Genomic DNA, 18,233 nt, shown 5'->3' with positions numbered 1-18,233 from the left:
TTTTCTCATTTCGGCCGTCGTGAATTCTTCGCTCGCGGCCGAAATCAGTATCCTCCAGAACCCTATTAAAGGCGACCGGATAGTTAATCGATGGTTAACGGGGACGCTCGCATCTTACGCGTCAGGGGCCAGCTTGATGCATCGGTCAGTGACCGAGGACGTTGCGCTCGGCCGACGGCGCCAGGCTCTGCGAACCGGGCACCGAAACCGGCGCACCCTGAAGCACCCAGTCGGCCGCGATCTGGCCAATCACAGGGGCGAGCTGGATGCCATAGCCGCCGGCGCCGGCAGCGGTGATCAGCGTCGGCTCCGAGGCATCGAATGGTCCGACGACGGGGCGATGGTCGGCGGTGACGGGATAAAGGCCCGCCCACCCCCGGCCGAGTCGCGCGCCCGGCAGGTCGGGCACGCGTTCCAAAAGCAGCTCGGCCAGATCGACCTTCGACTGCTCCTCGCACTGGTCGTTGTAATTGTCGGGGTCCTCCGGCGCGATCGAATTCACTTTGTGGATTTCGGCGATCAGCTCGCCTGGTTTTTCGTGGCGGAAGTTGAGCCCGCTGCCTTCGCCGTTCACGAGGTCCATCACCATCGGCATCGTGTAGCCGAGCGGCTCGTCAAGATGGATGACGACCGCCTCGTGGCGCTCGGGCCAGATGTGGAGGCGCTGGCCGAAAAGCGCGGCGACCTGCGGCGCCCAGGCACCGCCCGCATTGACCACGACATCGCAATCGATCAGTCGTCGCTCGCGATCGACCGGGCCGCCATCGGTTTCCAGCGTGTAGCCGCCCGGGCGCCGTTGCACCCCGACCAGCTTGCGGTACTGACGGATTTCGCCGCCCTTGGCGCGGACGATGCCCGCAAGGAAATTGCACATCTCATGTGGATCGAGAAAACCGTTGTCGGGCCCGAACAATCCGCCTTCGAGCCCGTCAGGATTGATGTGCGGAACAAGATCCCTGAGCTCGTTCGCGCGGACGAGACGCGACCTCAGCCCCGCCTCGGCCTGGATTTCGACCGATCTCGCGAAGAGCTCCATCTGGCTGGTCGTACGCGCCAGCCGCAGATAGCCGATATGGTTGAACCGAAGCCCCTCGCCTTCCCATTCGCGGAACCGGCGCAGCGAATGGACGCGCAGCATGATCTCGAACGGGTCGGTGAATTGCGATCCGACGACGCCGACGGACCGGCCGCTCGACCCCGAGGCAATCGAGTGCGCTTCGAGCACGGTCACGCGCGCGCCCTGCTCGACGAGGTTGAGCGCCGTGCACATGCCCAGCGTGCCGGCTCCGATCACCACGACATGAGGAGAAGCTGTCATCTGTGGTCCGCCTGCTTTCACGACGACGCGGCGACGTCGCCCAAGGTCTCGTCGATCGCTTGAAGAATGGCGCTGGCATCTTCCTCGGTCATCGGCGTCGACAGCGCGAACAGGCCGTAGCTGGCGGACAGGACGCCGCGGCCAAGCAAACCCTTGTGGAAGGTGTCGAACTTCCTGTGCTCGGCCGGACCTGGGTAGATCGAGCGGTAATCCGTGACGGGATGCGACGTGAAATGAACCTTGAATAGCGAGCCGAGGCCGACGCATTGGCCGGCAAGCCCATGCTTTTGGAATGAGGCGGTAATCCCTTCGCGCAACGATGCGCCAAGCCGATCAAGATGGGCAAAGCTTTCTTTCGTTAGCGCCCGCATCGAGGCAAGGCCGGCGCGCATGGTCACCGGATTGGCCGTGAAGGTGCCGCCATGCGGCAGCGCGGGCTTGCCTGCGGTCGGATCGAACACCGCCATGATATCGGCGCGCCCGCCGACGGCGCCGACTGGAAAGCCGCCGCCAATGATCTTGCCCAGCGCCGTCAGGTCGGGCTCGATGCCCCACAGCCCTTGCGCGCCAGACCATCCCAGCCGAAACGAGATCACCTCGTCGAAGATGACGAGCGCACCTGCGGCATGGGCGATCTCGACCATGGCGTGGAGGTAGTCGCGGCGCGCCGGTATGAGGCCGGCACGGTTGGGCATCGGGTCGATCAGCACCGCCGCGATGTTGTCACCCTCGGTGGCGAAGACGGCGCGCAGTGCCTCGGTGTCGTTGAAGGGCACGGCGATCACGTCCTCCAGCACGCCGCGCGGCGTGCCCCTGGCATAGGGCGTGGATCTCGGCAGATCGCCCCAATTGGCGGGCGATGAGTCCAGGCTGACTTCGGCGAAATCGTAGGATCCGTGATAGGCGCCTTCGATCTTGACGATCTTCGGCCGCGCGGTGAAGGCGCGCGCAGCCTTGATCGCCATCATCACACCCTCGGTGCCGGAGTTGGTGAAGCGGATCTGGTCGACGGAGGGCAGCCGCTCGACCAGCAGCTCGGCAAGCTCGATCTCGCTCAGTGTCGGGGCGCCGAAAGCGGTGCCGAGGGGCAGTTGCTCGGCCACGGCCGCGGTGACATCGAGATGCGCATAGCCATGGATCATCGCGGTGAAATTGTTGATGCAGTCGTAATAGGCATTGCCGTCGACGTCCCAGACCCTGCACCCCTCGCCGCGCGCGGCGTAGATCGGAAACGGATCGATGAAGACCGTGGTGCGCGTATTGCCGCCCGGCATCACCTTCCTGGCGCGCTCGAACAGGGTTTTCGATCCAGGCATGGCGTCGGGATAATGCGGCATGGCGTTGCGAAGGCGAATTCGACTGTTGAAACAGCGGCGCGCTGCTCGTCACGAAGCTACGGCTCGTTTGCGCGCCGGCGCAATCGGCCAGACCGGTCATGCGACCCGACCAGGGTCATCGCGGACCCTCATCATTTTGCGCAGCAGCAACCGCGCGCTTAGACTGCCCGACATTGATCAGCTCGCCATCGAGAAGTTCTGCTCCGAGACGATCAATCATGACATCTAGTCCATTTGGATGATGCATCCTGCCCCTAAAGGCGTACCTGGTATAAGCAGCCCGTCAACTGCGCAAAATACAAGTTGTCCAAGCTGTAGATGGAGTTCAACACGGAGCGAACCGCCAAGACCGAAAATCTTAATTTTGCGCACGCACAGCCGCTATGACGTGTTTCTTGAGCATCGCGAAGAATACCGGCAGACAGAGGACCGTGGCCAGTGACGTCCATACATGGATCTTACGAGGAGTTCGAAGACGACCCGCGCCCGGCGTGGGTTCGCTTCAGCATGCGCCACTGGAGGTGGAGCGCCATTCCCGGATGCATCCTCCTCTTGGCGGCGGTATCTCCCCCAGACAACAGCGCCGAAATGCAGCAACAGATCGCGGCAGCGCGAGGCGAACTGGCGTCGACAAAAGCGCAACTGAGCCAAAGCCGGCACGCCGAGCGCAGCGCAAGCGCGCAGGCAAGAGTGCTAGCCAGCACCTCCGCGGAGCAGGCAAAAGCCTTGAATGATGCGACCCAAAGCAACGAAGCCCTCAAACTCGACCTCGAAGCGGCGCAGCGCGTCATCAAGGGCTTGAAAGCAGAAGCCATTTCCTCGAACGAAGCGCGCAACGCTGCGAAAGCGTCCCTGGCCGAGGCAAATCAATCGCTTGCCGAAGAGCGGCTTAAGGTCGAACAATTCGAGGACGAACTCGCGATGGCCCGCCAGGCCGGCGAGGCCGATCAGAAACGCGCAAATCTGGCTGCGGCCGAGCGGGCCACCGCCCTAAAGGACCTCCAGCTGGCGGTTACTGCCGCAAAGCATGTCAACCAGGCATTGGATCTGGAACACACGCGCGCGGTTTCGGCCGCAAGCGATGCCGATGACGCCCGTCGGGAAAGAGACGCTGCGAAGCAGGCATCTGCCGACTTGAGTGCAGCGCTGGAGCAGGAGCGGCAAAAGCTGACCGACATGTCCGTCGCTCTCACCGCCGCGCGAAAGGCGATCGACCTCGTCAAGGCGCAAAGTGCGCGCCGCACAGCGCAGATGGAGCGCGCGCCCGGGTCGCGTTCCGCCGCGGTTCCACTTGCCAGCCAGAATGGCCAAGCTGTCCGCCGAACAGGCTTGCAGGATAAGAACAGAGCGAAGATCCCAAGATCACCGAAACGGGTTCTGGTGGCGACGACGATCACTCTCCCCGACGCGTTGCTTCCGACCCCGCCTCGATGATGATGGTCAGCAGTACATTTGGATTGGCACGAACGCATGCCCAGGAGGGGTCCTGAAATGGGCAAATACGTGGCGGTCGCCTTGATGATCGCAGCCGCTACCGGACCGGCGGCCGCCCTTGATATCGGCGGTGGCGGCAAGGTCGGCGGCATTGGCGTCGGCGCTGGCGTGAGCGCCGGATCACAAGGTGTCTCCGCTGGCTTGGGGGCAAGTGTCGGCGGCTTGGGCGGCGCAAGCGTTGGCGCGTCGGCAGGCGCAGGAGGAGCAAGCCTTAGCGCGTCCGCAAACGCTGGTACCGGGTCCATCGGCGCCAGCGTTTCGACGGGTGACGCGGCAGGCAGCGCAAGCGCCGGCGTGTCGAGAGGTGCTGGCACCGCAACGTCAGGCACCGGGGACACCGTGTCCCCCGACAACCCCACCGTTTTCTCAGCAAAAAGCGCAACAACCGCGATCAGCCTGCCATCCATCCTCAAACCTTCCAGCGCACGTGGCGGGGAGTTCGGGCGGTTTGGAGCGGGCTATCCTTTTGCGCCCCTTGTATCGTTGAAAGCGAAGCCAGGCACGCCGCCCAAAGTCGTGAACGCTTGCCGCGCGGCGATCATGTCGGCCACGACGCCGCTTGGTGCTGTGCGCGTATCCGCGGTTAGCGCCGGTCCGATGCGCCAACGCAAAGCCGGTCTGGCGGCGCCGATCGAGGTGCGAATAAACTATGCGCTTCCAGGCGGCATCCAAGTTCGACAAGCGAAGGTCCTGTGTCGCCTTGGTGCGACGGGGAAGGTCATCGCCGTGACATAGAAACCAGCTTGCCGAAGTCGTGCACAGGGACCGCTATCTGGCGATGTCACTCGCCGCTGCCCGGTTCGGGTGCCTGAGATTGGTCGGCGTGATGCCGGCCTGCTGGCGAAAGACACGGCTGAAATGGCCGGCATTGGCAAAGCCGCAGCGATAAGCGATCTCGCCGATCGCGAGGTCGCTGCCTTCCAGCAGCGACCTGGCGTAATGCACCCGCAGCGCCAGATAGGCGGCCATCGGGCCGATGCCGAGCTCGGCGCCGAACAAGCGCTCGAGCTGGCGGCGCGAGCAGTTCTGCCTGGCGGCGATCTCGGCGATCGGGATCGGCTCCTGCAGATTGCTTTCCATCAGAAGCAGCGCCCGCTTCACCGCGCGGCTCGCGGCCGCTGGAAAAAGGTCGCCGACCGGCTGCACGTCGCGGCTGGAGCGGATGCGGTCGAGCACGAGGATCTTGGCCGCCTTCTCCGCCGCCTTCCGGCCGATGAATTGCGAGACGAAATAGCCGGCAAGGTCGGCCGCGCCCGTGCCGCCGGCGCAGGTGGCGCGGCCGCGGTCGACGGAATAGAGGCTGTCGGCATGGGCGTTCACATCGGGGAACTCGGCGCGAAAATCCTTGATGTGGAACCAGCTGACTGCGGCGCTGTAGCCGTCGAGCAGGCCGTAGCGCGCCAGCACGAAGCTGCCGGTGCAGAGCGCGGTGAGCGGCACGCCCCGCTGCGCGGCGCGCAACAGGAACGCCTCCTTTTCCGAACTCAGCTTGCGGCTGGTGTCGAGCAGGCCGCCGACCACCACGACATTGTCGAAATCCTCCGGATTGCCCATCGCTCTCGTTGGCAGCAATTCGACGCCGCAGCTGGCGCGGATCGGCAGGCCGCGCTCGCCGACGATCTCCCAGTCGAACTCGATCCTGCGGCTGCGGTCGCCCTCGTCGCCGGCGAGTCTCAGCGTGTCGATGAACAGCGACAGCGGCGACAAGGTGAAATCGCGCACCAAAAGAAATGCGAATTTCTTGGCCATGTTTTTGCGAGCCGACGCCCCTGCCTTGTCTCAAAGCCATCTTCGACCATTCCGCACGGTCGGCGCTGCTTCGCCAACGCCGCCACGCAGGCAATAGGCGACGCGCGTGGCGTTAATCGCATGAATGGCTCCGCCTGGGCGATTGCCGCATCCGGCTCTGTCGCGCGGCCTGGCCCTGGCCCGCCCTCTGGGCGCATCTGGAATAGGGCTCTGGCCCAACCCGGACATGCACGAACGGGATGGCCATTATAACCAGACGCTTTATAACGGGCGATCCGATTATGACCACCAAGGGGAGACGATGCGTTACATACGTCCGCTTTCAATCGAAGATGCCGTTGGCGAGCTCGCCAAGGCAGTAGGCCCGGCCGCGATCCTGGCCGGGGGCAGCGATCTTTTGGTGAGGATGAAGGGCGGCTTCATCGAGCCCGAGCTGATCGTCGACATCAAGGCGATCGGCGGCCTAGCCGACATTGCCGAAACGGCCGACGGTTTTCGGATCGGCGCCGCGGTGCCCTGCGCGGTGCTGGGCGAGAACAAGGCGCTCAAGCAGGCATGGCCGGGCGTGGTCGAGGCGGCCAACCTGATCGGCTCCAAGCAGGTGCAGGGCCGCTGCACCATCACCGGCAATCTTTGCAACGCCTCGCCCGCCGCCGACAGCGTGCCGGCGCTGGTCGCGGCCGCGGCACAAGCAGTCGTCGCCGGGCCTTCGGGCAAGCGCACGATTGCCGTGGAAGCCGTGCCGACCGGACCCGGCCGCACATCTTTGGCCAAGGGCGAGATGATCGAGGCGATCCTGCTCGACAAGCGGCCTGAGCATGCGGGCGACGCCTATCTGCGCTTCATTCCGCGTACCGAGATGGACATCGCGGTGGTGAGCGCCGGCGTCAACCTGACGCTGGACGAGAAGGGCGCGATCAAGACCGCCCGCGTGGCGCTCGGCGCCGCCGCACCCACGGTGCTTCTGGTCGAAGAAGCCGGGCAAGTGCTGGTCGGCTCGAAGCTCGACGAAGAAACGCTGGAGCGGCTGGCGAAGATCTGCTCCGGCGCCTGCCGCCCGATCGACGACAAGCGCGGCACCATCGAATTCAGACGGAAAGTCGCGGGCGTGCTGGCACAGAGAGCCGCAACGACCGCCTACAAGCGTGCGGGAGGCAAATAATGGCCGGTATAGCTGTATCAACCACGATCAACGGCGACGCCGTCGAGTATCTGTGCCAGCCCGATGAGACGCTGCTGGACGTGCTGCGCGACCGGCTGGGGCTCACCGGCGCCAAGGAAGGCTGCGGCACCGGCGACTGCGGCGCCTGCAGCGTCATCGTCGACGGCAGGCTGGTCTGCTCCTGCCTGGTGCTGGGCGCAGAAGCCGAGGGCCGCAAGGTTGAGACCATCGAAGGCATGGCGCATGGCGACCAGCTGCATCCGCTGCAGCAGAAATTCCTGGAGCATGCGGCCTTGCAATGCGGCATCTGCACGCCGGGCTTCCTGATCGCGGCCAAGGACCTGCTGGAGAAGAACCCCTCGCCCACCGAGGAGGAAATCCGCTTTGGGCTCGCCGGCAATCTCTGCCGCTGCACCGGCTATGACAAGATCGTGCGCGCCGTCCAGGATGCGGCCAACGTGATGAAGGGAGCCTGATCATGAATTTCGATCCGCGCTACTCCGGACGCAATTTTTCCTCGGTCGGCACGCGGCCTATCCGCCCCGACGGCATCGACAAGGTGACCGGCCGCGCCCGCTACGGCGCCGACTTCAACATGGCCGGCCAGCTGGTTGGCCGCGTGCTGCGCAGCCCGCACGCGCATGCGGTGATCAAAAGCATCAACACGTCGAAGGCGGAAAAGCTCGCCGGCGTGAAGGCGGTGATCACGGCCAAGGACCTGCCCGACCTCACCGACGGCGATGCCGCCATGTACGACATCCTCGACAACTGCATGGCGCGCAAGAAGGCGCTCTATGACGGCCATGCGGTGGCCGCGGTGGCGGCGATCGACGCCCGCACCGCCCGCCAGGCGCTGAAGCTGATCGAGGTCGACTATGAGGTGCTGCCGCATGTCACCGATGTCGACGAGGCAGCCCAGCACCACGCGCCGCTGATCAACGACCAGGTCTATACCGAGGGCCTGGAGGAAAAGCCGGCCAAGCCCTCCAACGTCACCAAGCGCACCCAGTTCGGCCATGGCGATGTCCACAAGGGTTTCGCCGAGGCCGATTTCATCGTCGAGCGCTCGTTCAAGACCGAGCAGACGCATCAGGGCTATATCGAGCCGCATGCCTGCGTTGCGAGCGTCAACCCGGACGGCACGGCGGATCTGTGGGTCTGCACGCAAGGCCATTTCGTCTACCGCCAGCATTGCGCCCAACTGCTTGGGCTCGAAGCCTCGAAGCTGCGCGTCACCTCGTCGGAGATCGGCGGCGGTTTCGGCGGCAAGACCCATGTCTGGGCCGAGCCGGTGGCGCTGGCGCTGTCGCGCAAGGCCGGCCGTCCCGTAAAACTGGTGATGACCCGCGACGAGGTTTTTCGCGCCTCAGGGCCAACCAGCGCCACCTCGATCGACGTCAAGATCGGCGCCAGGAAGGACGGCACGATCACCGCGGCGGAAGCGACGCTGCGCTATAGCTGCGGTCCCTATGCTGGCTCCTGGGCCGAGATCGGCGCGATGACCGCTTTCGCCTGCTACAAGCTCGAGAACGTCAAGACCGTCGGCTACGAAGTGCTGGTCAACCGGCCCAAGACCGCGGCCTATCGCGCGCCCTCCGCGCCGATGGCGGCCTTTGCCGTGGAAAGCGCGGTGGACGAGCTCGCCAAGGAGCTCGGCATGGATGCGGTGGACTTCCGCATCAAGAACGCCGCGCAGGAAGGCACGCGCTCGTCCTACGGCCCGGTCTACGGACCGATCGGCATCGGGCCGACGCTGGAGGCGGTGAAGAGCCATCCGCATATGAAGGCGCCGCTGAAGGCCAACCAGGGGCGCGGCATGGCTTGCGGCTTCTGGTTCAACTTCGGCGGCCAGACCTGCACGGATCTGAACATCGGCATGGACGGCACGGTGTCGCTGGCCGTCGGCACCGTCGATGTCGGCGGGTCCCGCGCCTCGCTGTCGCTGGTGGCGGCGGAGGAGCTCGGCATCGACTACAGCCAGGTCAAGGCGATCGTCGCCGACACCTCTTCTCTCGGCTACAATGACATGACCGACGGCAGCCGCGGCACCTTCTCCTCGTCGATGGCGACGATCTCGGCCGCCCGCAACGCGATCAAGATCCTCAAGGATCGCGCCGCGCAGATGTGGGACATCCCGGTGGAGGACGTTACCTGGGAAAAGGGCCACGCCATCGCCAAGGGCGAGAAATACGGCAACCTCTCGCCGCTGTCACTGAAGGACATCGCGGCCAAGTCGGGCACGACCGGCGGGCCGATCGCCGGCCATAGCGAGCTCGTCGCCGACGGCGCCGGCGTTTCCTTCGCCACCCATATCTGCGACATCGAGGTCGACCCCGAGACCGGCGCAACCAGGGTGATCCGCTACACGGTGGTGCAGGACGCCGGCAAGGCGGTGCACCCGACCTATGTCGAGGGCCAGTACCAGGGCGGCGCCGCGCAAGGCATCGGCTGGGCGCTCAACGAGGAGTATATCTACGGCAAGGACGGACGGCTGCAGAATGCCGGCTTCCTCGACTACCGCATCCCGGTCTGCTCCGACCTGCCGATGATCGACACGCAGATCCTGGAAATTCCCAACCCCAACCATCCTTATGGCGTGCGCGGCGTGGGCGAAACCTCGATCGTGCCGCCGCTGGCGGCGATCGCCAATGCGGTGTCGAACGCGGTCGGCGTGCGAATGACCCACATACCGATGTCGCCGCCGCGCATCCTGGCGGCGCTGGAGGCGGAGCGGGAGGGCTGAGAGGTATCCAAGCTAGGGCAAGGTGTGTTGAGATTCAGGTCAGGCCGAGCCGAGAATGATGGCTTCCGAGAAACCGGAGCGGAGCGTACTTGACGTACGTGAGCACCGGAAGCGCAGGAAGCCTTCATTCGCAGGCCGGCCTCACCTGAATATCGACGCACCTTGAGGCGCTAATGGTCGAGGTCACCCTCTGGGGCTCGCTCAGCGCCGTCGCCGGCGGCAAGGCCAAGCACGAGATCGAGGCCAAGGACATAAGGGAGCTGTTCCGCAAGCTGGCGGAACAGTATCCCGGGATCGAGCCGTGGATCGATCGGGGAATCGCCGTGGCGATCGACGGGACGATCTATCGGGATACGTGGAGCAAGGAGTTGCCCGAGGACGCGGAGATTTTCCTGCTGCCGCGGCTGGCTGGAGGGTGAGTGAACCGGCGGCTGGCCGTCACAACGCCTACCATTGGCTGTCGAGCGGCTCACGCAGTTCCCGCTGCCGTTTGACTTCGGCAACGGGCGGCGACGAATGCATCGACAGATAGCAGACTGTCTGGCGACCGTGCCGGCCGCTTGAGCTGGCCCTTACCGTCTAAGCCCGAAAAAGCTCAAGATAGCGAGAATGACGACGACAAGGCCGATGAGATAGATAATGCTGTGCATGGCAGGTCCTCCTATGGAGGATTAATAATTAGCATGCGCTAATGTTCCTTAGGCGGCTGCTCCAAGCGTCCTTCGTTCGGCAGGCGCCCTGTATTCAATCGGTGCCCCCGCCGGTCAGGCCCCGGCTCGCGGACACGAGCCGGCCCGCTCATGACTATCGGGCTGGTTATCGGTTTGGCCGGTCTTCGCGCACGACGTTGTAGAGAAGAAGCCCCGCGGTCAAAGACACGACCGCAGCCAGCATGTCGTGGCCGGTCAGCCCCGAATAGTACACAAAAGCAAATACCAACTCGGCCATGGTTCCACCTGGGTGTGCGATCCTTGCTGAGAGAACCCTTAGGGCGCGCTAATGTTCCTATGGCTCGGAATGGATCTGAGAAGTCCAGACCCCGCCTGCCCATGACAGGCGCCGAAGAACGTTGGGTTCCACAGATGGGCCCTCTCTCCGACTGAGGTCCCATTCGCCAGCGCATTGGTCCATCGCGCGAAACATAATCCCTGCGATCTCATTAGGGCTGCGCTGACGAGCAATCAGTCCCTTCATCGTCAGTTGGCTGGATCGCCCGCCACCTGCTCCCAGGTGGTGGGCATCCGAAGAAAGAACAGGGGCTGGGGACAGAGGTGGACAATGTCGATTTCCGAGGAGTTGCGGGACGTGAGTCTCCGCTATGAATGCCCGAATTGCCGCCGGCCGATCATCAGGAACGGTTCATGGTTCAAGTCGGTGAGCACCTTCCGGTGCGATGCCTGCAAGACCAAGCTCAGGCTTGGCTATTCGGCCAAGCTGGCGCTTTTCGAACGCCACGGCAAGGCGGCGTTTTCGGGGGTGTGACCTATGCGGATGAGTGCCCGCGAACCCTTTGGCGAGCAGCAGCTTCCTTTCCGAGAGCGGTGGGAGATGCCCCCGACGGCCGTGAACGACAACAGCGCGCTCCATCACCGCGGTCTTCCCATCCTCGTCCCGGCCGATGACGGCTTTGCAAAGGTCACCGCGAAAGCGGAGCGGATGGGCATTGCGGCGGCCGTGGCGATCGGCCTTTTCATCGGGCCGGTCGTGTTCACGTGCCTGATGCTGAGCGTGTGGAACGCGGCGTTGGACAGCAACGGAGGCAAGCATGATCGAGACGTCCAGGATCCTGGAAACCAAAGTGGCGGGCTTACAAGACAGGCTGAGGGAAGCCAAGCTCAGCATGGATGACATGCTGGCCTTTCAAAAGGTCGCGGACGTGCTGGACAATGGCCATGGCGGCATCGACGTCGACGACCTGATCGCGCTTTCCTTTGTGGTGCCGGACGAGGGTTGAGGGCCGGAAGGGTCGGCCCTAGCTTGCCAACATCACCCGCTGGAACGCGCTGGGCGCCTCGCCGGGGCAAGGCAAGGCACGATATCGAGGCCAAGACCCTGTTACGTTGCTGCTGCCAATGCAGCCCTTAGCCGCTATTCGTCGCGCCAAATGACACGCCTTTCCCATCGTATTTCCTTCAGGCGCCGAAAACGGATGGTCACAAGCTCCTGCCCGTAGGCATGGAAGAGTTCGGCCGACATCCACTCGCGCTTGCCGCAGGCCTGACAACGTATTTTTCCTCGCACCTGGTCGATGGTGACGTTGCCGACGACCTCGCGCAACTCGATCGGCTTGTAGTGGCGTGTGATGTGGCAGTGGCCACAGGAAATGCGGGCGATCTGCCCTGCCTCGTGGGCATGCATCAGCGTCCAAGCCTGACCTCGCGGCCACTTTTCGGGTTGTTCCGGCATCCTCTGAAATGAGGAACATATTCCTCTCTGGTCAAGAACCTATTGACTCCTATGTTCTCATTTTGTTCACTATGAGCCTGACAGCCACACGGAGGCCGGTCATGGATATTATGATGAACGCCAGGGGCGCCACTCCTGAAGAAAAACATCGCGGTATCGCCGCTGCAACAGCAGTGCTCGACCGCGCCGGCATGACAGCAGAAGACGCAGCCAGCGGCTCGTTCGCTGTCGAGCGATGGGACGATATGGGCTTTCCGCCGGACCAAGAGCCCTCTGAAGACGAGTATGCTGCGGCGGAGGTTTGGTGGGAGGCAAGCAATGCCGCCATCGAAGCTTGTTGCGAAGGCTGGTCGGAGGAGAAACGCATGCAGGTTCACGGCCTACAGCTACTGCACGATCCCGAGACGGAGCTAACTGACCGCGCGACCGCGCTGACGCGAATGCGCGAGATCGTCCAAGCGGAGGATGGCCAAGGGGAGACCGTTGACGATCGGGTATTTTTTCTGGCGCTCGCCGCCACTGCAGAGGTTCCGGACAGTTCGAAAGCGCAGGAACTCGTCAGCGCTGTAACGGTTGCCCATTCCTCGTTATCACTCGCACGCTTCCACCCAGAGGAGCCTATTGAGCCAAAGCGCCAAGCGGTGTTCGACGCGATAGATGCGCTCGAAGCGGGATCAGCACCCCTGAACTGAGAAAGGCCGTCGAATGTCGACCCACGTCCTTCCAGAGCAGAAAAAACCGAAGCTCATTGTCGTTGTCGCATTCGACCGCGGCGATGACGGCGAGCTATTCCCTGTGTACGGCCCGACCGATCAGCAAAGCGAAGAGCGCGCGATCCGAATAGCAAGCGCATTGGCTAGCAAGCACGTTGGGGTCATTGCATGGAGCCGGGATGCCGATCCGGCGCTCGGGGACTATGGCCCACCGAACACCCTGTTCGCGAGTGGCGACGTGCCCGACATGGAATAGATCACGAACGTTCCGGTCGCACGGTCTCGACCGAAAGCGATCCTGCCGGCAACGGTCGTAACAACTCGCTCTCCGGTTTCGAGAGATCGAGCCAAGCGCTCCAATTCTCTGGCTGAAGAACAACGACCTGCCTGTTGTGATACGGCGTGACATCAGGTCCGGGATCGGTAGTGAGCATAGTGAAGGTGGGGGGCTTGTTGCCAGCCGCCTCACGCCAGAGTCCGGCAATGGCCAGGAATGAAGCGCCGTTCAGAATGAAGCGGTGTTTGGCTTTTGGATATTTCGTGCCCGTGAACTCGAAAAACGCCGACGCCGGCACGAGGCAGCGTTTGCTGTCAGCGAAACGGCGGCCTTCGGAGCGGAAGTTGAACACCGGCCCTCCTTTCGGGCCGGCGGGCGGGAAACCGAAAGTCATCGACGCAAGTTCAACCTCGTCGCCGATAGCGCGCATGATTGGCGCCGGATCGTTGATGCGGATATCGTCAGCTTGGGGAAGATCGAGTTCAGTCTGATGAGCTGGAATCTTCAACGCCAGCGAAGCCATCATTCGGCAGTATTCTGCCCAGGCGACATGCTGCTCATAGTCGTTGCACATGCTGTCCCCTGACCAAGAAAATGGGCGGCTCCGCCCGTTTATCACCGTGAGAGATGCGGCCGCTACGCTGATTTTCGTGCCGGCTTTGCCTTTGGCCGGTCCTTTATGCCTTCCTTGGCCAGGCTCTTTTTCAGGACGGTCGCCAGATCGACCACGTTTTCCTTGGGCGGCGGGGTCGGCTTGGGCGGCTTCTTGCCCTTGCGCTTGGCATCGATCATGGCGATCAGCGCATCCTCATACGTGTCCTCGAACTTCGACGGGTCGAACTTCGTGACTTTCTTGTCGATCAGCAGCCCGGCGATCTCCAGAAGGTCATTGTCGAATTTGGGGCTATTCAGATCCGCAAAGACGCTCTCTTCCGAAATCATCTCGTTATGCGTGCGCAGTTCGGTCAGCAGCATTCCCTTGCCAAAGGGTTGGATCACGACTTCTCGGCCCCGCTGGTAAAGAACAACGCAGGATCGAGCGGCTACCCGCTTCTTGGCCATGGCTTCGCGAAGCACATTGAATGACTCGGCAGCGGCACCGTCGGCCGGAATGACGTAATAAGGCTTTTCAAGATATCGTGTGTCGATATCGTCGATCGCAACGAAGCCGTCGACCTCCAGCGTATGGTGCGAGGTGAGCTTGAGCTTCTTGATCTCGTCCGGCTCTATTTCGAGGAACTCGCCCTTATCCGCCTCGTAGCCTTTGATCTGGTCTTCCGCGGGAACCACCTCGCCGGTCCCTTCGTCGACATAGGCGCTCTTGACGGGAAGTCCGTCTTTGCGGTTCAGGATCTTGAAATGGACCTTGCCGGTTTCGGTGGTGGCGCCGACCAGCTTCACGCCACAAGTCACCGATCCGACCTTGAGGAAGCCCTTCCATACCGCGCGCGGTGCCGCCATTTAATCAACCATGATCGTTGGAACATTCTGACGGGGGAAACTTGGCCTCGCCACAATGGTTCCGCGCTGGGCATCATTCGTCCTCCCAGAAATCCTTAAGCATCGCGTGGCGAAGCTGCTCTTCGCCCTTCAGAAACCGCACTCTGCCCGATAGACCCGGCTTGAGCCATTCAGCCTTTTCCTTTTTCAGGCCCTTGGGCGGCGGGGCGCCGACCCTGCCCTGCACCTGGTCCCACAGGCGCTGCCGCTTGTCCGCCTTGAAGGTTACGAAGGCGCCGCCCACGTAGCAGCCCTTGTCGGCCATCAGCACCATGGCCGGCTTGCCGCGCTCGCGCTGCACGCCAATGATCTCCATCACCTTCTCGTCGAAGCATTTGATCTTGCGCCACTGCATGGTCGAACCCGAGCGGTAGACGCTATCGAGGCGCTTCGAGACAATGCCCTCCAGGTTCGCATCGCAAGCCAAATGGTAGACGGCATCGCCAGTGCCTGGCAGCGCTTCGGAGAACTGGATATGGCCGCCGGCTGGGATGAGTGCCTTTAGGATTTCCCTTCGGTCCTTCAGCGCCATGTCCCTCAGATCATGGCCGTTGAGGTGCAAGAGGTCGAAGGCGACGAGATACAGGTCTTGCGGGCGCCTGGTGATGGCCGATCGGAGCGCACGAAAGTCCGCCAGGCCGGCTTCATTCGTGACGATCATCTCGCCCTCGATGATGAAGCTGTCAGCTTTTAGGCCCTCGGCTTCCTTGGCGATCGGCTTGTATTTGGCGGTCCAGTCGATGCCTGACTTTGTGAAAAGCCGGATGCCTTCGTCGTCCTTGACGAGCTGCGTTCTGTAGCCGTCGAATTTTACTTCATGGCTCCAGTCGTCACCCTTGGGCGCCTGCTCGACCAGTTCCGGCTCCATCGGACGGATAAAAGACAGCCGGACCGGTTTACGCATGAAAAGCCCAACGCATCACTCAAGTTCAATTCAATAGCGAAGGGTCGTTTCAGTTCCATTAGCGAGTGCTAATGGGAACATTCCTTTGCCGCCATTGTTCACAATGACAGGCCAGGAGATGCAAAGATGGCAGACGACACAACCAAACGGGATTTTCGCGATCGCGACCGAGTTTCAGCTGACGAGGACTATGAGGTGCGCTATTTCGCTAAGCAGCACCGGATCAGCCCCGAGCAGGTTCTGGATCTCATCAAAGAACACGGCAACGACAGAAAGACGTTGGAGCGCGAGGCAAGGAAGCTTCGCGGATGACGAAACTTTCCGATCTCGGCCGACCGTTCGCCTTCACGGCGCACGACCAGCCAAGCGCGCCTGCCACGCCCGATACCTACCGATGCGAGACGTGCGGGCAAATTGTGGATCGACGAGACCTCCGGCAAGTTATCTGGCACGTACAGCCGGAGCATGAACCTCTTGAACTAGACAGCTACTCCCGAATGCGGCGATAACGGAAGTGATTGCGAATGTGGTCGTTGAAAAAGCGGCCTTTGACAAATGCAGATCGGAACGCCGCATAAGTCTCCGGCGGCACATCTTCAAACTCGTAGCATTTACCGCTGGTTACAAACCAGACCGACAGAACTCGGCTGGCCGGATCATATTCTGTTTTCCTGATCGATGTGGATGGCATGGCGCACTGCCCGGCTCTGCGATTCGCAAACGAGCGGCAGCGGCTTTTGTTTCAGAAGAGAGGCGCCAATGAAAAAGCCCGCCGGCCGAAGCCGACAGGCTATCGAAAGGCGAAATTGGGTTGTCTCACCATTTCGATCTCGGTCAGTCGACCAAAATCGATGATGGCGGAACGGCCGTGATGGCGCTCAGATTTTCCCGCCTCTTCAAGACCGGCTTCTCGTAGGTTTTCTTCATGGAAAACTCCCCCTGGGTGGATGATACCTCAAATGCGTGAAATTGGCCTGTGCTATCACCGGTTGTCAAGATAACGAAACAAAGTCGTTCTCGGTGAGTTTTGCTCCTGTTCAACAGGCCACAGCAGCATGCCCGTCTTTTACTTCCACGTCGACAACGGCACATTCATCCCAGACAACGAAGGCGTCGATCTCCCGGATTTGGATGCCGCGCGGCAAGAAGCCGTGCGCGCAGCCGGCGAGATGATAAACGAGAGCAAGCAGTCCTTCTGGGAGCATATGACGCCTTGGATCATGAACGTGACAGACGGCCAGAATCATCTTCTGTTCACGCTTCAATTCGCGGCGAAAGTCCCTTCAGGGGACGCTCTGTACATTCCGCGCAGGGCGTCTGCGCGAAGCTAGGGCGGAATCTCAGAAATACACTGAGAGCTACTGGTCCTCGCTCTCGTCTGAGAGCGCGTTCATTAATGCAAAGAAGTCGGATGGACCAACTTTGGGTAGTGTCTCAGTTTGAAGTTACCCAATCGTCAACCGCCGTCGAGCGACTGTCGTCTGACGGGCCGAACTTCTATATGCTTACCGGAAAGCATAGGAGGCTTTGTGGTCGACCTCGACAATCTGGAGAAACAGCGAGTGGCGCTCAAGCGCACTCTGGCGAAGATACAGAGGGAAAAGCCTCCCGGTTACGAGGATCGCGTGGCCAATATTGAAGCTTGGTTAGCTGAGTTGAACCGCGAGATCATGGAAGTGCGAGATGCCCACCGGACCTAAAGGCCAGAAGCGCCCCGCCGACGTGATCGGCAACGCCGTTCGCGTCATGCGCATTGCGACTGGCGAGGAAAGCGATGACATGCCGGACGACGGCAAGAGCGCCGCCGCCAAAGAGCTTGGTTCGAAGGGCGGAAAGAAGTGCGCCGCTAATCTGACGCCCGAACGCCGTAGCCTGCGGAGTGCCCCTCACACCCCCAGCGTCGGCTCAGTATTCACCTCTAGCGCCTCTTCCGCCTCATCCTCCTCCCCCAGCACTTCCCCATGCACGCCGAGCGCGCGGCCGATCCAGATCGGGTCGACCAGGTGATCGCGCTTGGGGTTGGTGGTGTTGGGGTGGATGAGGATGCTCAGGCCGCCGTGGTTCAGCATCAGCCAGGGAACGAGCGTGGCGAAGATCTCGGTGGCGAAGGAGACCTGGTACATGGCCTGCTCATGCGGGCCGACCGGCTCGTCGCGCCAGTTGCCGAGGCGCACGCGAAAACGCTCGCCGATGCGCTGGCGCAGCCATTCGGCGTGCCGCCGCTGCGCCTCATCGCCGTAATAGATGTGGGCGTGATAGCTGGCGATTTCCGAAAGCGGTCTCGGATCGTGCGGCGTGGCTTCGTTCATCGCGATGGTCCCCTCCCGGTGGTTCCAGTCTGTCGTGCGGAACTCTAGGCGGTTCTTCGGTTCATGGAAACGGCGAGCCACTCTACAGACTGTTCAGTATGGGCGCGTTTGGCCGTAATCGCAGATGCCGGCCCGCTCCGTCTCGGCGCTGCGCGCCGAGCCACATTTCCCCACTGCGGCATGCATAGTTCCAAGCGGCTGGCCTTTGGCGATAGCGTGCATGGCAGCTTGGCGCATGCATTGCCTTATGTAGCGCTGGTCGACCCCCACTCCGTCTCGGCTTCGCCGAGCCACCTCTCCCCCGATCGACGGGGTAGAGGA

24 protein-coding genes are annotated in these 18,233 nt (G+C 62.3%); 13 read left to right on the top strand and 11 right to left on the bottom strand.

Translation table 11 applies throughout. The annotated features are described in order from the left end of the window. Positions 1-145 precede the first annotated feature (145 nt). Entirely contained in the window at positions 146-1,318 is a 1,173-nt protein-coding gene (locus tag FJ423_RS23240; protein WP_140845391.1) for an FAD-binding oxidoreductase, read from the bottom strand. A 17-nt stretch (positions 1,319-1,335) separates the two neighbouring features. Further along, complete coding sequence (locus tag FJ423_RS23235) at positions 1,336-2,655, bottom strand: aspartate aminotransferase family protein (RefSeq protein ID WP_140845390.1); 1,320 nt, start codon at positions 2,653-2,655, stop codon at positions 1,336-1,338. Between the two features lie 588 nt (positions 2,656-3,243). On the opposite strand from FJ423_RS23235, the gene FJ423_RS23230 reads away from it, so the two are divergent. Together FJ423_RS23230 and FJ423_RS23225 are read left to right on the top strand one after the other, a co-directional pair. Further along, positions 3,244-4,089 (top strand): hypothetical protein, encoded by an 846-nt coding sequence (locus tag FJ423_RS23230; protein ID WP_140845389.1) that lies wholly within the window; start codon positions 3,244-3,246, stop codon positions 4,087-4,089. Between the two features lie 57 nt (positions 4,090-4,146). Beyond that, positions 4,147-4,884 (top strand): hypothetical protein, encoded by a 738-nt coding sequence (locus FJ423_RS23225; protein ID WP_140845388.1) that lies wholly within the window; start codon positions 4,147-4,149, stop codon positions 4,882-4,884. Positions 4,885-4,917: 33 nt separating this feature from the next. On the opposite strand, the gene FJ423_RS23220 is transcribed toward FJ423_RS23225, so the two are convergent. Then, entirely contained in the window at positions 4,918-5,898 is a 981-nt protein-coding gene (locus tag FJ423_RS23220; RefSeq protein ID WP_140845387.1) for a GlxA family transcriptional regulator, read from the bottom strand. Between the two features lie 301 nt (positions 5,899-6,199). On the opposite strand from FJ423_RS23220, the gene FJ423_RS23215 reads away from it, so the two are divergent. The 4 genes from FJ423_RS23215 (at position 6,200) to FJ423_RS23200 (ending at position 10,222) form a co-directional block, all read left to right on the top strand. Beyond that, the gene (locus FJ423_RS23215) at positions 6,200-7,060 is read left to right on the top strand and encodes a xanthine dehydrogenase family protein subunit M (RefSeq protein ID WP_140845386.1); all 861 of its coding nucleotides are present in this window, start codon (positions 6,200-6,202) and stop codon (positions 7,058-7,060) included. Continuing rightward, complete coding sequence (locus FJ423_RS23210; protein WP_095768250.1) at positions 7,060-7,536, top strand: (2Fe-2S)-binding protein; 477 nt, start codon at positions 7,060-7,062, stop codon at positions 7,534-7,536. The genes FJ423_RS23215 and FJ423_RS23210 overlap by 1 nt, the downstream gene beginning before the upstream one ends. A 2-nt stretch (positions 7,537-7,538) precedes the next feature. Beyond that, positions 7,539-9,803, top strand: coding sequence for a xanthine dehydrogenase family protein molybdopterin-binding subunit (locus FJ423_RS23205; RefSeq protein WP_140845385.1), 2,265 nt, complete (start codon positions 7,539-7,541; stop codon positions 9,801-9,803). Positions 9,804-9,976: 173 nt separating this feature from the next. Beyond that, the gene (locus FJ423_RS23200; RefSeq protein WP_140845384.1) at positions 9,977-10,222 is read left to right on the top strand and encodes a MoaD/ThiS family protein; all 246 of its coding nucleotides are present in this window, start codon (positions 9,977-9,979) and stop codon (positions 10,220-10,222) included. 397 nt (positions 10,223-10,619) lie between these two features. Here FJ423_RS23200 and FJ423_RS34650 read toward each other — a convergent pair whose 3' ends face one another. After that, the gene (locus tag FJ423_RS34650) at positions 10,620-10,751 is read right to left on the bottom strand and encodes a hypothetical protein (protein WP_281408999.1); all 132 of its coding nucleotides are present in this window, start codon (positions 10,749-10,751) and stop codon (positions 10,620-10,622) included. Positions 10,752-11,108: 357 nt separating this feature from the next. Between FJ423_RS34650 and FJ423_RS23195 the strand changes: the two genes are divergently transcribed. Beyond that, entirely contained in the window at positions 11,109-11,285 is a 177-nt protein-coding gene (locus FJ423_RS23195; RefSeq protein WP_224548393.1) for a hypothetical protein, read from the top strand. Between the two features lie 283 nt (positions 11,286-11,568). Then, positions 11,569-11,757 carry a hypothetical protein gene (locus FJ423_RS23190; RefSeq protein ID WP_140845383.1) on the top strand — a complete coding sequence of 63 codons (189 nt, stop codon included), beginning with the start codon at positions 11,569-11,571 and terminating at the stop codon, positions 11,755-11,757. Between the two features lie 134 nt (positions 11,758-11,891). On the opposite strand, the gene FJ423_RS23185 is transcribed toward FJ423_RS23190, so the two are convergent. Next, a complete protein-coding gene (locus FJ423_RS23185) occupies positions 11,892-12,161 on the bottom strand; it encodes a hypothetical protein (RefSeq protein WP_140845382.1) in 270 nt (89 codons plus the stop codon). Between the two features lie 149 nt (positions 12,162-12,310). On the opposite strand from FJ423_RS23185, the gene FJ423_RS23180 reads away from it, so the two are divergent. Both FJ423_RS23180 and FJ423_RS23175 read left to right on the top strand, forming a co-directional pair. Beyond that, positions 12,311-12,901: a hypothetical protein gene (locus FJ423_RS23180; RefSeq protein WP_140845381.1), complete on the top strand. Its 591-nt coding sequence runs from the start codon at positions 12,311-12,313 to the stop codon at positions 12,899-12,901. 13 nt (positions 12,902-12,914) lie between these two features. Then, positions 12,915-13,178: a hypothetical protein gene (locus FJ423_RS23175; protein WP_140845380.1), complete on the top strand. Its 264-nt coding sequence runs from the start codon at positions 12,915-12,917 to the stop codon at positions 13,176-13,178. Between the two features lies 1 nt (position 13,179). Here the strand turns inward: FJ423_RS23175 and FJ423_RS23170 are convergent, their stop codons facing one another. The 3 genes from FJ423_RS23170 to FJ423_RS23160 form a co-directional block, all read right to left on the bottom strand. Beyond that, positions 13,180-13,773 carry an SOS response-associated peptidase gene (locus tag FJ423_RS23170; RefSeq protein ID WP_140845379.1) on the bottom strand — a complete coding sequence of 198 codons (594 nt, stop codon included), beginning with the start codon at positions 13,771-13,773 and terminating at the stop codon, positions 13,180-13,182. A 62-nt stretch (positions 13,774-13,835) separates the two neighbouring features. Beyond that, positions 13,836-14,660 (bottom strand): Ku protein, encoded by an 825-nt coding sequence (locus FJ423_RS23165; protein ID WP_140845378.1) that lies wholly within the window; start codon positions 14,658-14,660, stop codon positions 13,836-13,838. Positions 14,661-14,733: 73 nt separating this feature from the next. Then, on the bottom strand, positions 14,734-15,603 hold the full coding sequence (locus FJ423_RS23160; RefSeq protein WP_140845377.1) for an RNA ligase family protein: 870 nt from the start codon (positions 15,601-15,603) through the stop codon (positions 14,734-14,736). Positions 15,604-15,729: 126 nt separating this feature from the next. Here FJ423_RS23160 and FJ423_RS23155 point away from each other — a divergent pair, with 126 nt between their 5' ends. Next, complete coding sequence (locus FJ423_RS23155) at positions 15,730-15,915, top strand: DUF3606 domain-containing protein (protein ID WP_140845376.1); 186 nt, start codon at positions 15,730-15,732, stop codon at positions 15,913-15,915. Between the two features lie 175 nt (positions 15,916-16,090). Here FJ423_RS23155 and FJ423_RS23145 read toward each other — a convergent pair whose 3' ends face one another. Beyond that, positions 16,091-16,294: a KTSC domain-containing protein gene (locus FJ423_RS23145; RefSeq protein WP_140845374.1), complete on the bottom strand. Its 204-nt coding sequence runs from the start codon at positions 16,292-16,294 to the stop codon at positions 16,091-16,093. A gap of 143 nt (positions 16,295-16,437) precedes the next feature. After that, a complete protein-coding gene (locus FJ423_RS23140) occupies positions 16,438-16,530 on the bottom strand; it encodes a putative RiPP precursor (RefSeq protein WP_140845373.1) in 93 nt (30 codons plus the stop codon). A gap of 128 nt (positions 16,531-16,658) precedes the next feature. On the opposite strand from FJ423_RS23140, the gene FJ423_RS23135 reads away from it, so the two are divergent. Together FJ423_RS23135 and FJ423_RS33675 are read left to right on the top strand one after the other, a co-directional pair. Further along, positions 16,659-16,934, top strand: coding sequence for a hypothetical protein (locus FJ423_RS23135; protein ID WP_140845372.1), 276 nt, complete (start codon positions 16,659-16,661; stop codon positions 16,932-16,934). A 198-nt stretch (positions 16,935-17,132) separates the two neighbouring features. Continuing rightward, complete coding sequence (locus FJ423_RS33675) at positions 17,133-17,303, top strand: hypothetical protein (RefSeq protein ID WP_181174875.1); 171 nt, start codon at positions 17,133-17,135, stop codon at positions 17,301-17,303. 186 nt (positions 17,304-17,489) lie between these two features. Here FJ423_RS33675 and FJ423_RS23125 read toward each other — a convergent pair whose 3' ends face one another. After that, complete coding sequence (locus tag FJ423_RS23125) at positions 17,490-17,912, bottom strand: DOPA 4,5-dioxygenase family protein (protein WP_140845371.1); 423 nt, start codon at positions 17,910-17,912, stop codon at positions 17,490-17,492. Positions 17,913-18,233 lie beyond the last annotated feature (321 nt).

The sequence above is a fragment of the Mesorhizobium sp. B2-8-9 genome (assembly GCF_006439475.1).
In the GTDB taxonomy this organism is placed as follows: Bacteria; Pseudomonadota; Alphaproteobacteria; order Rhizobiales; family Rhizobiaceae; genus Mesorhizobium.
This window is presented reverse-complemented; position numbering and strand designations above follow the sequence as displayed.

Coding starts and splice junctions, on each gene's coding strand:
- FJ423_RS23175 (WP_140845380.1), top strand. CDS start 12,915: ATGTCGACCCACGTCCTTCCAGAGCAGAAAAAACCGAAGCTCATTGTC.
- FJ423_RS34650 (WP_281408999.1), bottom strand. CDS start 10,751: ATGGCCGAGTTGGTATTTGCTTTTGTGTACTATTCGGGGCTGACCGGC.
- FJ423_RS23230 (WP_140845389.1), top strand. CDS start 3,244: ATGCAGCAACAGATCGCGGCAGCGCGAGGCGAACTGGCGTCGACAAAA.
- FJ423_RS23165 (WP_140845378.1), bottom strand. CDS start 14,660: ATGGCGGCACCGCGCGCGGTATGGAAGGGCTTCCTCAAGGTCGGATCG.
- FJ423_RS23215 (WP_140845386.1), top strand. CDS start 6,200: ATGCGTTACATACGTCCGCTTTCAATCGAAGATGCCGTTGGCGAGCTC.
- FJ423_RS23125 (WP_140845371.1), bottom strand. CDS start 17,912: ATGAACGAAGCCACGCCGCACGATCCGAGACCGCTTTCGGAAATCGCC.
- FJ423_RS23160 (WP_140845377.1), bottom strand. CDS start 15,603: ATGCGTAAACCGGTCCGGCTGTCTTTTATCCGTCCGATGGAGCCGGAA.
- FJ423_RS23235 (WP_140845390.1), bottom strand. CDS start 2,655: ATGCCGCATTATCCCGACGCCATGCCTGGATCGAAAACCCTGTTCGAG.
- FJ423_RS23220 (WP_140845387.1), bottom strand. CDS start 5,898: ATGGCCAAGAAATTCGCATTTCTTTTGGTGCGCGATTTCACCTTGTCG.
- FJ423_RS23205 (WP_140845385.1), top strand. CDS start 7,539: ATGAATTTCGATCCGCGCTACTCCGGACGCAATTTTTCCTCGGTCGGC.
- FJ423_RS23145 (WP_140845374.1), bottom strand. CDS start 16,294: ATGCCATCCACATCGATCAGGAAAACAGAATATGATCCGGCCAGCCGA.
- FJ423_RS23140 (WP_140845373.1), bottom strand. CDS start 16,530: ATGAAGAAAACCTACGAGAAGCCGGTCTTGAAGAGGCGGGAAAATCTG.
- FJ423_RS23210 (WP_095768250.1), top strand. CDS start 7,060: ATGGCCGGTATAGCTGTATCAACCACGATCAACGGCGACGCCGTCGAG.
- FJ423_RS23240 (WP_140845391.1), bottom strand. CDS start 1,318: ATGACAGCTTCTCCTCATGTCGTGGTGATCGGAGCCGGCACGCTGGGC.
- FJ423_RS23190 (WP_140845383.1), top strand. CDS start 11,569: ATGATCGAGACGTCCAGGATCCTGGAAACCAAAGTGGCGGGCTTACAA.
- FJ423_RS23155 (WP_140845376.1), top strand. CDS start 15,730: ATGGCAGACGACACAACCAAACGGGATTTTCGCGATCGCGACCGAGTT.
- FJ423_RS23185 (WP_140845382.1), bottom strand. CDS start 12,161: ATGCATGCCCACGAGGCAGGGCAGATCGCCCGCATTTCCTGTGGCCAC.
- FJ423_RS23180 (WP_140845381.1), top strand. CDS start 12,311: ATGGATATTATGATGAACGCCAGGGGCGCCACTCCTGAAGAAAAACAT.
- FJ423_RS23135 (WP_140845372.1), top strand. CDS start 16,659: ATGCCCGTCTTTTACTTCCACGTCGACAACGGCACATTCATCCCAGAC.
- FJ423_RS23200 (WP_140845384.1), top strand. CDS start 9,977: ATGGTCGAGGTCACCCTCTGGGGCTCGCTCAGCGCCGTCGCCGGCGGC.
- FJ423_RS23170 (WP_140845379.1), bottom strand. CDS start 13,773: ATGTGCAACGACTATGAGCAGCATGTCGCCTGGGCAGAATACTGCCGA.
- FJ423_RS23225 (WP_140845388.1), top strand. CDS start 4,147: ATGGGCAAATACGTGGCGGTCGCCTTGATGATCGCAGCCGCTACCGGA.